Source organism: Synechococcus sp. PCC 6312, from assembly GCF_000316685.1.
Classification (GTDB): domain Bacteria; phylum Cyanobacteriota; class Cyanobacteriia; order Thermosynechococcales; family Thermosynechococcaceae; genus Pseudocalidococcus.
On record NC_019680.1, the window covers coordinates 689,620 to 703,863 of the forward strand.

A 14,244-nucleotide genomic window follows, 5' to 3' on the forward strand; every position below is an offset into this window, starting at 1 on the left:
GGGTGGTTTTCCCCAGGCCTGGGCTTTCAACGTCATGGGGTTCAATTACAATAAAGATTAATTTGCTTTAACTATTGATTCTATTGGGGGTGGTTATGCAATGCCCCGCCTGTCAACATCCTGATGGTCGTGTCTTAGAGTCCCGCTCAGCTGAGGGGGGTCATAGTATTCGGCGGCGGCGCGAATGTCTGCAATGTGGGCGGCGATTTACCACCTATGAGCGGATTGAATTTGTCCCCATTACGGTCATTAAACGGGATGGGCGGCGAGAGTCTTTTAATCGGTCTAAACTCCTGCGGGGCCTGGTGACGGCCTGTGGGAAAACTGGAGTTGGCCTAGAGATGATTGAGTCCGTAGTGGATGACATTGAAGCCTCGTTGCAGTTACGGGAAGAGCGGGAAATTCCCAGCGCAGAAATTGGGGAGGCCGCTTTACAACAGTTACGGGGCATCAGTGAAGTGGCTTATGTCCGATTTGCTTCCGTTTATCGACAGTTTCAGGGTATTGATGACTTTGTCCAGGAACTCCACAATCTCCAAGGGTTAGTCCAGTCCGGTGCCGATCCGGTGTCGGTTCAAGCCAGCAATCGAGAACTAGTGAAGAATTCCCTAATTCTCCAAACCTAAAGATGGCTATTGGTGGCCTGTGCTAAGGAGGGAGGGGATGAGTTGGCTATCCGAAGATGCTATTGTTACCCCAAATACAAGAAATTGATAATCCCAATCACTGGGCAGCGGGGATAAAAATATCCAGGCCTGGTAAATGGATGCCGCCTAAGCTAAGATTAGAGATCCATTCAGTCAATGTTGGGCTGGACTAGCCGGTTGGTTGCCTTAAACTAACTTGGTTTTGAACTATACCTTTGTTTTTCAATTTCCCTTACCCCAAAGGAGTCAAAAAATTAGTCGCATGGTCAATCAGGAAAAGGTTATTGATATTGGGTTTACCCACGCCGATTTTGCCGCCCTCTTGGACAAATACGATTACCACTTCAATCCCGGTGATGTGGTGGCAGGGACGGTCTTCAGCATTGAACCCAAAGGCGCACTGATTGACATTGGCGCGAAAACCGCTGCTTACATTCCGATCCAGGAAATGTCAATTAACCGGATTGATAACCCTGATGAGGTGTTGCAGTCCAATGAAGTGCGGGAATTTTTCATTCTGGCTGATGAGAACGAAGAAGGGCAGTTAACCCTCTCGATTCGCCGGATTGAATATATGCGGGCCTGGGAACGGGTACGGCAATTACAGGCAGAAGATGCCACCGTGCGCTCCCAAGTTTTTGCCACCAATCGGGGTGGGGCCTTAGTGCGGATTGAAGGGCTGCGGGGTTTTATTCCCGGCTCTCACATCAGCACGCGGGTGAATAAAGAAGAATTAGTCGGTGAAGAACTGCCCCTGAAGTTTCTGGAAGTGGATGAAGAGCGCAACCGTCTCGTATTGAGTCACCGCCGTGCCTTAGTTGAGCGGAAGATGAACAAGCTGGAAGTGGGCGAAGTCGTCATTGGCACCGTGCGCGGCATCAAACCCTATGGGGCCTTTATTGACATTGGCGGGGTCAGCGGCCTACTTCACATCTCCGAAATTTCCCATGACCATATTGATACGCCCCACAGTGTCTTTAATGTCAATGACCAACTCAAGGTGATGATCATTGATCTAGATGCAGAACGGGGCCGGATTTCCCTTTCTACCAAGCAACTGGAACCCGAACCAGGGGATATGGTCAAGAATCCGCAACTGGTCTATGAAAAAGCCGAAGAAATGGCTGAAAAATACCGGCAGCAACAGCTGGCTCAACAAGAAGCACTCCTGAATGGTGGTGTCGTTGCAGAGGCTAGTGAAGAATCCTACGAGGCCGTTGCTGCGACTGATGCGGGTGATGGAGAGGATGTAGAAGAAGAAGTTGCCCTACAGGAGGCCTAGGCTCTGGCATCTCGGTTAGCGATTACGCTGGGGGATCCAGCCGGGATTGGCCCGGAAGTGATTCTTAAGGCCATAGCTCAATTAAATCAAGTTGGCTCTCTGGACTGCTCCGAGTTAGTGGTTGTGGGGAGTCAATCTGTTTTAGATAAAACCTATGCGCAATTAATCGCCTTAGGATGCACGTGCTTTGACCCAGGCCAGCTGAATATTCTCGATTCATTCCCGGCTATTCATGTCACCCCCGGCCAACCCAATCCTGAAACTGGCGCAGCGAGTTTTGCCTATCTGGAACAGGCGATTCAGTTAGCCTTGTCTGGTCAAGTTTCTGGGATTGTGACTGGGCCGATTAGCAAGGCCATTTGGCAGCAGGCGGGCTACGATTACCCAGGCCAGACCGAAGTTTTAGCAACTCAAAGCCAAAGCACGTCAACGGGGATGTTTTTTGTTGGCCGCTCACCCCAGACCGGTTGGGTCTTGAGAACCTTACTGGCAACGACCCATATTCCCCTCGCCCAAGTGCCCCAGGCCCTCACCCCGGATTTATTAACTCAAAAACTGGAGCTACTGATTCAAACCTTAAAACAGGATTTTGGCCTGGAGACTCCCCGGATCGCGATTGCTGGCTTAAATCCCCACAGCGGCGAACAAGGCAAATTGGGAGGGGAGGAAGTTGAGTGGATGCAGGCCTGGTTAGAGTCAATGAAGATTAAATATTCGCAGGTTGAGTTAATGGGTCTAGTCCCACCGGATACGCTATGGGTGGGAGCGGGCTTGGCCTGGTGGCAGGATTCCCCATGTCCAACTGCTTATGATGCCTACCTTGCCCTCTATCATGACCAGGGACTCATTCCAGTAAAAATGTTGGCTTTTGACCAGGCCGTGAACTGTACGATTGGCCTACCTTTTGTGCGCACCTCTCCCGATCATGGCACCGCCTTTGATATTGCTGGTCAAGGAATCGCCCGCTGTGAGAGTATGAAAGCTGCTTTGGCCTGGGCAAAAACTTTCAGCCGAAAAACAGCATTCTGAGAATACCTCTGACGGAGTTCAGCGACTTGGGGTTTGCGCCCATTAGACTCCAACTTGAAAATGATGAGTTAAGTTGCAGTACAAGATTGACCACTGTTAAAGTATGGCTCTAGGAAAAACCACCAAGAAATTTTATGGTATAGTGAGTTCCTGCGAATCGCCAAATTCTGCAGGTACTGATAGAGTACCTCCCATTTGCATAAGTCACGATAGTACAGCCCTATAATTTCCTGAGTGTTTTTGCAACTTTCCAGGTTTCAGGATAGTTCATGTCAGTTTTACTTAAAGATAAAGTAATTAGTTTCCTGTTAAGCCTTTTAGCCATTCCTGCTACTGGTGTTTTTGTCCAGCCATCACTGGCCTCTAATTTCAGTAAGACAGTCGGAATGCCCCTTTCTCCTGGGGATCGCCTAAATGTTCAAATTCGTGAAGGAGAAGGCTTTAGTGGAATTTATGAAGTGAGCTTAGATGGCACTCTCAATATTCCCTATCTTCAGCCAATTCGGGTGGTCGGACTCGACATTGCCCAAGTTGAGCAGATTCTCACTCGCTCCTTAGTTCAAGCTGGACTATTCAATCCCAAATTTGTCCAAGTTAGTGTTGCCATTCGACAATGGGGGCCGATTCTAATTAACATCTCTGGGGCAACTTTTGAGCCTGGGCAACGAATGATTAACTCTCTGTCTGCTGAAGCTCAAGCAACGGATCAGGCATCCAGTCGTATTTCTGGTAGCTATCCTCCCAATCGCTATTTAACTGCGGCACTCCAAGCTGGTGGAGGCATTACTCCCTACGCAGATTTACAGAATGTCAGAATTATTCGGGATGGACAAGAGAGCGTCGTGGATTTATCCCCTATTTTCTTAGGAGGAGAGATTACAGATGTACCGTTAGTAGCTGGGGATCAAATCATTGTGCCATCCCAAGAGAAATTCCAAAATGACTATGTGCGCCCCAGCCAGATTACACCTCCAGGCATTGCCGTGAATCTTTCTAACCTAACTGTCCCAGCAACGAGTAATGCCTCATCTAATCTGAGTTCACAGAATAACAGCTTCGCTTATGGGATTCGTTTCTCCCAAGCCATTGTTTTTGCTAACTGTGTGGGCGGGACACAAACAACCAATGCCCTCAGATATGGTGTTCTAGTTCGCACCGATCGCCTCACCGGTAAAACGACCTACATCCAACGTTCCGTAGAAAGTTTAATCCGTAACTCGACAGATAACGAGAACAACCCGTTCTTAATGCCCTATGACTCAGTGGCTTGCTATGATTCAACGGTGACAAATATCAGTGCTGTTTTGGGTTTCCTCAGCAATCTCATATCGCCCTTTAATTTACTCAACAATTTAATTCGTGGAAATAGTAGTACCACAATTATCAATCCATAAATATAGATAAATGCATCCAATTCATGTAACTTACTCACCCGAGCAATTCACTCAAATCTAGAAGAAATCCTATGGCTTCGACTCTCGCATCAACTGGTATTTCTGATCAATCATCTAACCAATCCCATTGGTGGCGTTATGTTGTGTTTTTTGTCCTTGGGAACTCCTTAGTTTGGGGGATTGCCGGACTTTATCTACTCCTGTCCCCAGCACGTTACACCAGTAAGCTATCTCTCATTTTGCCGGGCAGTACTCCAGGGGTTAGTGTCTCTCTACCCAATATTGGTCAAGCGTCTACCGTGCCGACTTCGCCCTTTAATAATGTTCAGGTCGACCCTCGAGCTAACTATAAATATATTCTCATGGGAAATCAGGTCATTGATGCGGCTGCCAAAAGTCAAAATTTGACATCCCAGAGCTTTGGTGTTCCCCGAATTAAGCTTCTGGATACCACCAGCATCATCGAAGTTGAACTAAGTGGCAAAACTCCTGCAGAGGCTCAGGAAAAAGCATGGGCCCTCTATAACCAATTTATGCAAGAGTTAAATACCCTGCGCTCAAAAGTCATTGCTCAGCAGGATGTCGGCATACAGGGATTACTCAAAACCGCCCGGACTAGACTGGAAATAGCCCAACAGAATTTATCAAACTACAAGTCGAAGTCTGGTCTCAGTTCTGAAGATCAATTGAATAGCCTCTCAAGCAATATTGAAGAATTAAGGCGATTGCGCTCGGAAGCGATTGGGGACCGTCAACGAGTGGCTAATCAGCGGGCACAACTCTCTAAAACGCTCGGACTATCCCCCCAAGAGGCAAATTTTGCGTATGTGCTTCAGGCCGATCAACGTTTTCAAGATAATTTACGGGACTATAGTCAAAGCAGTGCCCAACTAGCAGTTTTACTCGGAAAATGGGGCCCAAATCATCCCGTTGTTGTCACCCAAATGTCTAAACAAAAACAAGCTCGTGCAGCCCTGATTCAGCGAAGTGTTGCGCTACTTGGATTTCCCATTTCCCCGGATCAGGTGGCTCAAATTAATATTAGCCAAACAGCACCGGGAGCAGGCCGAGAGGCTCTCTTTACTAAGTTAATTACCTTACAAGCTGAGCAGCAGGGGCTCACGGCCCAGGCCCAGGGAATGAGCCAACAGATTTTACAACTAGAGCAGCGATTGCGTCTTCTCGCTCAAAAGCAGGCTGTTTTGGAGAGTTATCAACGAGAGGTGCAGATTGCCCAGGCCGTATTTTCTTCTACATTGGCTCAAAATGATCTAGGACAGTCCAATATCTTTGCTAACTATCCTCAGGTTCAGATCTTGATTCCGCCGATTTTACCGCAAGAACCCAGCTCACCAAATCCCAAGTTAGCTCTACTAGGTGCTGTTTGTAGTTCTCTGTTACTAACCGCTGGATTAACACTTTACTGGTTTAAGATCAAAAAAAATACCACAATGACTTCTACCTAAGAAACTCAATGATCATTTCTTGCCCATGAAACCTAAAGTTTTACATATTGTCACAGATTTAAACTTGGGGGGCATTAATACACTGATTCAAAATTGGCAACAGTCATCTTTAAGCACAGAATTTAACTTTTTAGTTGCTGAAATTACTCAACTGGAAACAGCGTTCAATTTATTTCGACCTCAGCTTGTTCTTTTACACAGTGCTTGCTCACGTCAGATGTTGCCAAAACTCTTGCGACTGCTAGGACAGCAAACTAAGCTGATCATTTTTGACCATCATTACTGTTCTGGATTTGAAAAGACGGTTCCCTCTAAGTTTCGTTTACATTTGATGCTGAGGTTGAGCTATCGTTTAGCCTATCGAGTTGTGGCTGTTTCTCAAGGACAGAGTCAATGGATGTTAAAGAATGATTTAGTGGCACCGGAAAAACTGTATGTCCTCCCCCCTATCCCCAATCTTCAGCCTTTATTGAATATCTTGCCTGTGGAATCATGGACATTACCTTTGAACATCGGTGCCTATGGACGGTTTACCCAGCAGAAAGGGTTTGATATCTTACTGAGGACGCTGCAAAAATATCCGGAATTAAATATCACAATCAACCTAGTCGGCGATGGCCCAGATGCAGCACAATTACACGGATTGGCTGAGGGCTTAAGTAACGTCAAAATAAGTCCAGCCACAACAAACGTATCAGGCTTTATGGCATCCTGCCAGGCCATTATTATTCCATCACGGTGGGAACCTTGGGGCCTGGCCTGTGTGGAAGCCAAAGCTGCGGCCCGGCCTGTGATTGTCAGCGATGTTGATGGCTTGAGTGAACAAATGAATGACTGTGGAATTTTAGTTCAGCCAGACAACATAGAATCCTTAGCCGCAGCATTTCAATCCTTAACCAAGCAATCTCCCAGCCAATTAGAGCAATGGGGAAATCAGGGTCGGGCATCCGTTATAAACGCATGGGAAAACCATATCAAGGCCTTTAGTGCTTTTTTATGGGACAGTTTATGACCTTAGGAAAATTACAATATTCTCTATCTTGCTAAAGACCTAGAAAATCAGCAATCTTATTTACCTGAGGCAGCGAATCGGCTCATCTTATTTTCTCTCAGGCTTGAGTTAGTGAGGGGGCATGGAAATATAAATGGGCGGGGGGCCTGGATAGTGACTATGGCGCAAAATCTCAGCATCATCAGCATTATGGGGCTTGAGATAAAAATAATAGGGGTCGCTGCGTTGGATCAGGTCATCCTCAGGCTGGGGCCGCTGGCTGATCAATAAATCTGTATCGATGCGAACATGCATATACCCCGGAATTAACTCTGTGGGTTCAGCAACATTAGGCGTAAAAATTGTGGTCACGGTAGTTTCTGTGGTCAGTTTGATTAGGCTATTCCCTAAGTCTGGAGGCCTCTCGGTGGGTATTTCTTGCCAGGTAAAGCCAGTTTGGACAAAGGCTCGCATTGGGAGGATTTGGATGTAGAGGGGATGCTCTCGATCCAGGTTTTGCATCACCAGGGTTAAGCGATAGGACTGGCCATCCGGTTCATAGGCAACATTCTGCAGATCAATATAGAGGTAGCCATGAGTGGCCTGGTCAAGCTGAGCAAATGCTTGTTTCTTGGCTGTTGCTAACCGTCGTTGATACCAGGCCACGCCCGCATCCAGGCCCCAGACCACTGAAAAAATAGGTAATAACCACAGGAATTTTCGCCGATCAATGCCTAGATTTGTCCCTAAGGATATGGGGACTGGCGTGGGTGATCGTGACGGCAACTCTGAGGGTGAGCGGGATAGGGGATATTCTTTTGGACTGGCCTCAAATTGTTGTTGGGTGTTGGTTAATACTCCCCGTTCTAAGTGCAATACCTGATCGGCATATTGGGTGAGGCTGAGGTTATGGGTGACGATGACTAAGCTGATGTTCTGAGAACGACAAATATGGAGTAACAGCGCCATGATCTCTAGTTCTGTGGTTTCGTCTAGGTCTCCGGTGGGTTCATCGGCGACAAGCAGCGGTGGAGCATTGATTAAGGCTCTGGCAATAGCAACCCGGCGTTGTTCACCCCCCGATAATTGGCCGGGGTAAGCTTGCAAACGGTGTCCTAATCCCACCTGCTCCAGTAATAGGTTGGCTCGACCATAGGCCTGGGTTGCATTGATTTCTTTTCCCAGTAATCCAGGTAAGGCAACATTATCAATGGCGCGTAAGGTGGGTAACAGACTGGCAAATTGAAACACAAACCCAAAGCTGCGGTTCCGCATTTCCGCCCGCTGGTTAGGCGATAGTTCCCAGAGATTGGTGTCATGGATTTGAACCAGGCCCCGAGTCGGCCGACTTAAGCCACTGATCATGGCCAACAGCGACGACTTTCCTGACCCCGAGCGACCAATGATGGCGGTAAATTGCCCGGGTAACAGGCTTAAACTCACATCTTGCACCGCATCAACCGTTCCCCAGGCCGTGGCGTAGGTTTTACTCAGGTTTTGGGCGCTTAAAATCGGGGTGAGAGCATTCATGCCGCCATATTATCCAATCAACTCATAGGGATCATGGCGACTCATTTTCCAGGCCGGCACTAGAGCACCCAGGCCCCCTAGCAAGGCAGCCCCGAGAATGCAACTCAGTCCTAACGCTGCCATGGCCCAGGCTCCCGGCCAGAGAAACGAGACACCGAGACTGTTTAAGTCATAAATCAACGTTCGTTGCGAGAGGCGGATTAGCCCCAGGCCCAGGCCTGTTCCGATGAATCCACCCAAGCCGGTCATGAGCGTGGCCTCGAGCAAGACTAAGCCGATCAATGGCCCTGGTTTTGTCCCGATAGCGGCTAAGAGGCCCAATTCCTGTTGCCGTTCGCTGACAATGGCACTAAAAATCACACTAATCATTAAGGCCAAACCCACCAACATCCCCAGCATCAAGAGCAGAATCCCGCCCAATAAAGCCGTCAACCCTTGCCGAACAGTGGTTAAGATAGCTGCACCGATAATCACCTTAACCTGGGGGGCCTGGGCCAGAATCGCAAACTGGACTTGTTGGGATGTGGCTCCGGGCTTGAGTTTGACTAATAACCCGGAATACTGGCCTGGTTGGTTCTGGAGTGGATTTTTCCCAGTTTGACTTGCTTCTGAGAGGTGCTGCAACGTTTCAAAATCAACAAACAGGCCTTGCTCATGGGTTCCCACCCCCGTTGGTGCCAACCGACCATAGACAATCAACCGCTGCCCATAGAGATAAAGCTCCTGATTGAGTTGTTCAGAATGTCCACCGCCGACAATCACATCCCCGGTTTGAAATGGACGAGATAACTGCTCTACTAACCAGGGTTTCACCGTAAAGTCATGGCCTGGGTCAAAGGCAATTAAATCGACTGGATGATTCATATCTCCAGGCCAGTGATATCCCGATTGATCGGTTCGCACAATCAATTGAGGGGCCACCTGTGACACGCCGGGTATGGTAGCAATTTCAGAGGCCAGGCTGGAGTCGAGGGTCAAATCAGTCGGTGCAGCAGTCAGGAGAGCGGAGGTAATGTTAACCAATGTCCCCTGGGGAACCACGAGCAAATCTGCACCCAAGCGGGAAAACCCCACGATCATACTGCTTTGTACACCCCAGAGCAGGGTTGTTATGGCAAAAATAGCCCCCGTCGCCACTGCCACTGCCCCGATCAACAATAGGGTTCTAGTTTTTCGCCGTCCCAGATTTTGCAGAGCCAGCCGCAAGAATATCCAATTTCTACTACTCATGTCAGGCCTGTTTCATCATCCCGAACTCAAGTTACTAAACCTGTGAAGTGTCAACATTTCTTCTCTACAGAACTAGAATAATTATCCTGCCCTGAGTAATCCACGTTCCTGATCAAATCATCCGCTGCAAATGATCTCTGATACTCACAGGCATCCTCCCGGCGGTTGGCTTGCATTTGGGTTATTATGCTGGCGGCAACTGGTCATGCAACTCTGGCTCAACATCAGCGACTTTAGCCAACACAGCCTCGTATTTCGTTCTATCACCACGGCTTGCGCGCTCTTGCAAATACCCCTCAGTCGTTAGTGCTGAGATTTTTTCGGCAACTGCCAGCACAATAAATTGGTCTAGCGAAACCCCATCTTGCTCTGCTAATCTCTGCAAGCTTTTATACAAGGAGTCGGGTAGCTGGATGCTTAACGTGCTCATGGTAGTGCTCCAATAGACTTAAGGAAGATTGAATCTGCCAGTGAAATTGCAGTTTTCATAGTGACCTTTTCTTAAAGTCTTATAGTTTGTTATACCCCAGTCATACCAGAGCTGCAAGAACAAGGAGACTATATATTGATTTCGCTTAGGAGTTAAACACTAAAAGACTTGAAACCCTTACAGGCATTTGTTTTTTTGGCGTAGCCTCTCGGAGGGATAATGTCTCATTTTCGGCAGAAATAACTATATTGCAAAGGACTTAAACGCTAAACTGAAACCAAGTTCAATACATATTGCCTTCTCGATTTCGCCCCAATAAACATCTTCTAAAACACCCTGTTTATTTTTAATTCTCTGAGCATCTACAGCCCTCATTTGACTTAAGTTAATGTGACGCTCTCTATCGAGTCCATTCTGGGGAGTTGGTACAACGTTGACAACAAACGGATAAGTCTTTGTTCCAGGCCATAAGGGAGCAACGATTGTTGTTGAACCATTTTGATTGCCGACATCATTTTGCAAAATTAGACAAGGGCGTTCTTTATCGGTTTCATGGCCAATAACAGGTTTCAGATCAACCCACCAGATATCTCCTCGCTTGTAGGTTAAGTTTCCGTTAGGCATTTAAACCATCACCCACTGCAACATCCCAGGCCGAGATTTCTTCCTGTAATTCTGGGTCATTAGCCTGATCTTTATAAGCCTCTTCTAGCTCTTTCATCAAAATCCTTCTCTTCTCTTGCCAGAGGACATTATTGATAAAGCTGCTACGGTTGCTGGCGAGCCGATCGACAAAATCCAGAACGTCGTCATCTAAGGTTATGCTGACTTTTTTGCTCATGGCTGTAAGCTATCCACGGTAGTTTAGTAGGATTACATTGTCATACTAGCCAATCCGACACTAGTTAACAACTGATATTGCCTTTAAAAAATGGGTGAGTTCCTTGAACGCCTGACAGATCAGTTGAGCGATTGCCAAATTTACATCAAAGGATTTCGATGATCCGCACCAAAGTATTGTTAGCCTGAGCCACTACGACGCAACTGGAAAATCTGTGTACTGGCGCATTTGTGGCTCATGAAATGCCAACACAATATCTTCTCTAGGAACCCCTGCAAGCACTAAATCATTCGCAATGCCGTCTTCAGTCCAATCCTCTTCAATCCAGAACTTACCATCCCGAATCCGAACATAGACTGTCATCCCAGTAACACGCTCTCCATTCTGCCAACCAAGATTCATCCAAATATAGTGAGCTTTTGCATCATCTACAATCAAAAAAGTCTCAATATCTGGGTTAGGATGGCGGTTACTCAGTTCTACATACTCAGTCAAAATGCGCTTAATTAATGTTGGATACTCAATTAATTTATCCATTGCATAATCTCCTCTATCTCTATGTCTACAACAATGATTGGAAGTTGATGTTTATTGAGAATGAGCTGAGTTACGTCCTGAGTAAAAAAAGTATTGTATGCAACGTTGCTGATAGCGATGTACAACTTTCGGTCTGGGGCTGTTTCCTCGAGAAGATAGCGATAGATATCATACTGACCGAGAGCCTCTTTCAAGTCTTGTATTTTTGATGCGCCAATAAAACTTTTTACTTCCACAACTAGCTTTTGCCCATCTCGTTCAACTCCAATCGGCCGCTCTGCACCAAGATCGGCGTACAGCACAGTTCTTCGATATTGAATGACGTAAGGATCATCTGTAATCACCCAGTCATCCTTTATCAGTGCGTTTTTTACCGCATTGTGGATAATGTCTAATTTGGGCATAGTTCAAGTATAAGTCAGTCTATTCTTGGTCAGGATGTAGCTCAAATTAGTTGGCAAAGTATGAAGTCTATAGCAATCCTATCTGGCTTCAGAACTCTCTGATGTGGCAAATCCGGTGCCGTCATGGTTCTGAACTTCAGAAATTATTTAGGATTGATAAAGTCATTTCTGTTGAAATTGAGTTCAAAATTTCTGGGGTTAATCCTCGTTCTTGAGCATTCCGACTAATATCACTCATCACTTCTTCCAGAGGTCTTTTGCATCGAGTCGCATCACCAAGTTTGAGACTGAGTAATGCTGTTGCTGCTCTTCAGAGGCTGCCTCAAAAGCACGGGCAACCTTAGCATTAACGCGAATTGTGATCGTTTTGGTTTCCATAGTAATTATTTAATCTATAAACGATTTTGCTGTTGTAAATCCTGTCATTGATCTATGGCAAACTGAATCAACTTTTCTCTCCTACTGTTAATTGCATCTTCATCCTTAAAACTGTAAAAAAGTCAATATTTTCTACGCAACTAGAAATTATTATTTTTCTCTGATTAATCCTCTTGGGATAACGGTTGCAGCCAGCGGTCACCGCCCCCCTTAAACCTAATACCAATGAATTTGTTCAATCCGCTGCACCCGAATTGTTGTATTGTATTCATCTCAAAGATAGCAATATTATCGGGTTATGTCCTAATGTAGTTGATGTTGATTATGGGTTTAAAGCCAGCATCTATAAGGGTTTTTCTCCACTCTACAAGTTTCATATGAAGGATGATGGAATTAATATCTGAAAGCTTTTCAATAGATGACTGTCGCTTAAGAATGATCCATAGGCAAATTCCCTCTATATCTATTATTTCTCCATCTATTTCGATTCGATCAGCATTATTTTGAAGTATTCTTACAGTATTTATGGCTTGATCCACAATATATGAAAGCTTTTGCGGGGTTCCTTTCTTAACAAAGTATAAAATACCATCTTTGTATAAATCTAATTTTTCAACTTTATAACGACCATTTAAACTTACTAGTTCTCGATCGTAATTTAGATAGCCATCATTTACTCGGTCTCGATTGAATTGAACTTCATCAGTATCAGAATCGATATCGAATCTAGCTTCATAATTTATTTCAATCTTATCAACCTCTTCTTCTAAAAAATCTACATATGACTTATTAAATTTATGCCAGATACCATCAATAAGGCAATATCGTTCATCTTCCTTAATAAAATCAAGATAAAACTTGAGTGGTTTTGTATGGTCACGTCCATACTCGTTGTGAATCTTTAGTTTTAAATCATTAATTTTATCTTCAAGATTTATACTTTTGCTTCTCAGGAAATCAATCAAGGAGTCTAGACTTAGTTCACTCAAGCGGACAGCTTCATCACTTTTGCCTTTTAAGTAAAGACTATACTCATGGGTATCAGAAAAAATAAAATCTACTCCAGACATAGTAAACTCTTCGATGTTAATGCTAGAGTCTTCTCGAGTTCTTAGAATTGACCTAGCTAAAAATCTATCCAAGCGTTTGATCACATTACTATCTTTGACAATATCTACTTTTGGTAATTTGACCCTGATTTCCTGTCTAAGAACATCTTCAATATGATTGATAAAGTCTGCAATTTCTAATGGCTTTTTTGATATATTTAAATGTACTGAAGCTCCGAAACTTACCATTCTTCCCCAAGTATTTGGATCGACAGTCTTGGCTTTGATATAGTGCATGGACTCCCCACCATCAAACATTATTTGACTACCTTGCTGATAGGTCGTTATCATTTTGCTTTTAGCACTCTTATAATATTTAGAATTCTTGATTTTTAGGTCATTTTCGTCAATAATTCTTTCTGCCAAATTTAGTCCAAATTCAGTATCACAAAACTGACTTAAATAAAAGTGTGCTTTGCCTAAACTAATTGCGTAACAAATCTCGTTCCCTGAGATTAGCAAAACTCCAAAGTGCATTAAATTCTTCGGGGTTTCTAATTCTCCTAAAAATTCTCTGTATGTTTCAACCCACCAAATATTAATTTCATCAGGTTGGCTAGAGAAGAAAAATTTCAGATAGAAGCGATCTAAGGTTTGCTCACCAATCTGCTCTAAACCAGAATGACTTAGTTTCCTAAGCAAATCTTCTTCTCTATCTTTGGGGATTCTATAAAGGTTATATTTGGGCATTATTTAGACCAAAAAGTACATTTCCAGAATCGTATGCTGTTGCTGCTGCAATAACTGAGCATAAGAGCTTACTTTATTATTCAATTGCAATTTAAAAAGCATTACATCATCAAGTAAGTCACTACAAGTAGCTGAGTAATATAACTATAGATTAGACACAAAGTTTCCGTCTAAAAGAACTATTAAGGTGTTTTGGCTGAATGTCAAGTTTTTTCATAAGTACCCTACAAGGACTAAAGAGCAGAAAATTTCAGTATAATTCCCGAGGCTAAAATATAAGGGTTAA

The 14,244-nt window shown here is 44.9% G+C and carries 15 protein-coding genes; 6 read left to right on the forward strand and 9 right to left on the reverse strand.

The window, feature by feature from the left end:
- Nucleotides 1-95: 95 nt before the first annotated feature.
- The 6 genes from nrdR (at nt 96) to SYN6312_RS03340 (ending at nt 6,830) form a co-directional block, all read left to right on the forward strand.
- On the forward strand, nt 96-626 hold the full coding sequence (gene nrdR, locus SYN6312_RS03315; RefSeq protein WP_015123449.1) for a transcriptional regulator NrdR: 531 nt from the start codon (nt 96-98) through the stop codon (nt 624-626).
- Nucleotides 627-909: 283 nt separating this feature from the next.
- Nucleotides 910-1,929: a 30S ribosomal protein S1 gene (locus SYN6312_RS03320; RefSeq protein WP_015123450.1), complete on the forward strand. Its 1,020-nt coding sequence runs from the start codon at nt 910-912 to the stop codon at nt 1,927-1,929.
- A gap of 3 nt (nt 1,930-1,932) precedes the next feature.
- Nucleotides 1,933-2,958 carry a 4-hydroxythreonine-4-phosphate dehydrogenase PdxA gene (pdxA, locus tag SYN6312_RS03325; RefSeq protein WP_015123451.1) on the forward strand — a complete coding sequence of 342 codons (1,026 nt, stop codon included), beginning with the start codon at nt 1,933-1,935 and terminating at the stop codon, nt 2,956-2,958.
- A 269-nt stretch (nt 2,959-3,227) separates the two neighbouring features.
- The gene (locus tag SYN6312_RS03330; protein WP_015123452.1) at nt 3,228-4,352 is read left to right on the forward strand and encodes a polysaccharide biosynthesis/export family protein; all 1,125 of its coding nucleotides are present in this window, start codon (nt 3,228-3,230) and stop codon (nt 4,350-4,352) included.
- Nucleotides 4,353-4,423: 71 nt separating this feature from the next.
- Nucleotides 4,424-5,818 carry a hypothetical protein gene (locus tag SYN6312_RS03335; protein ID WP_015123453.1) on the forward strand — a complete coding sequence of 465 codons (1,395 nt, stop codon included), beginning with the start codon at nt 4,424-4,426 and terminating at the stop codon, nt 5,816-5,818.
- Nucleotides 5,819-5,843: 25 nt separating this feature from the next.
- Complete coding sequence (locus SYN6312_RS03340; protein WP_015123454.1) at nt 5,844-6,830, forward strand: glycosyltransferase family 4 protein; 987 nt, start codon at nt 5,844-5,846, stop codon at nt 6,828-6,830.
- Nucleotides 6,831-6,938: 108 nt separating this feature from the next.
- Here SYN6312_RS03340 and SYN6312_RS18680 read toward each other — a convergent pair whose 3' ends face one another.
- The 9 genes from SYN6312_RS18680 to SYN6312_RS03385 all read right to left on the reverse strand — a co-directional run bounded on the left by SYN6312_RS18680 (nt 6,939) and on the right by SYN6312_RS03385 (nt 13,958).
- A complete protein-coding gene (locus SYN6312_RS18680; RefSeq protein WP_015123455.1) occupies nt 6,939-8,339 on the reverse strand; it encodes an ABC transporter ATP-binding protein in 1,401 nt (466 codons plus the stop codon).
- Nucleotides 8,340-8,348: 9 nt separating this feature from the next.
- Nucleotides 8,349-9,569 carry an ABC transporter permease gene (locus SYN6312_RS03350; protein WP_015123456.1) on the reverse strand — a complete coding sequence of 407 codons (1,221 nt, stop codon included), beginning with the start codon at nt 9,567-9,569 and terminating at the stop codon, nt 8,349-8,351.
- 184 nt (nt 9,570-9,753) lie between these two features.
- On the reverse strand, nt 9,754-9,999 hold the full coding sequence (locus SYN6312_RS03355) for a hypothetical protein (protein WP_015123457.1): 246 nt from the start codon (nt 9,997-9,999) through the stop codon (nt 9,754-9,756).
- 243 nt (nt 10,000-10,242) lie between these two features.
- On the reverse strand, nt 10,243-10,623 hold the full coding sequence (locus SYN6312_RS03360; RefSeq protein ID WP_015123458.1) for a type II toxin-antitoxin system PemK/MazF family toxin: 381 nt from the start codon (nt 10,621-10,623) through the stop codon (nt 10,243-10,245).
- Nucleotides 10,616-10,840 (reverse strand): hypothetical protein, encoded by a 225-nt coding sequence (locus SYN6312_RS03365; RefSeq protein WP_015123459.1) that lies wholly within the window; start codon nt 10,838-10,840, stop codon nt 10,616-10,618. The genes SYN6312_RS03360 and SYN6312_RS03365 overlap by 8 nt, the downstream gene beginning before the upstream one ends.
- Nucleotides 10,841-11,032: 192 nt before the next feature.
- A complete protein-coding gene (locus tag SYN6312_RS03370) occupies nt 11,033-11,377 on the reverse strand; it encodes a XisI protein (protein WP_015123460.1) in 345 nt (114 codons plus the stop codon).
- Nucleotides 11,365-11,781 carry a XisH family protein gene (locus SYN6312_RS03375; protein WP_015123461.1) on the reverse strand — a complete coding sequence of 139 codons (417 nt, stop codon included), beginning with the start codon at nt 11,779-11,781 and terminating at the stop codon, nt 11,365-11,367. Before SYN6312_RS03375 ends, SYN6312_RS03370 begins: the two co-directional genes overlap by 13 nt.
- Before the next feature lie 237 nt (nt 11,782-12,018).
- Nucleotides 12,019-12,159 carry a hypothetical protein gene (locus SYN6312_RS20285; protein WP_015123463.1) on the reverse strand — a complete coding sequence of 47 codons (141 nt, stop codon included), beginning with the start codon at nt 12,157-12,159 and terminating at the stop codon, nt 12,019-12,021.
- 296 nt (nt 12,160-12,455) lie between these two features.
- Nucleotides 12,456-13,958 carry a DUF6119 family protein gene (locus SYN6312_RS03385; RefSeq protein ID WP_015123464.1) on the reverse strand — a complete coding sequence of 501 codons (1,503 nt, stop codon included), beginning with the start codon at nt 13,956-13,958 and terminating at the stop codon, nt 12,456-12,458.
- Between the last annotated feature and the right edge of the window lie 286 nt (nt 13,959-14,244).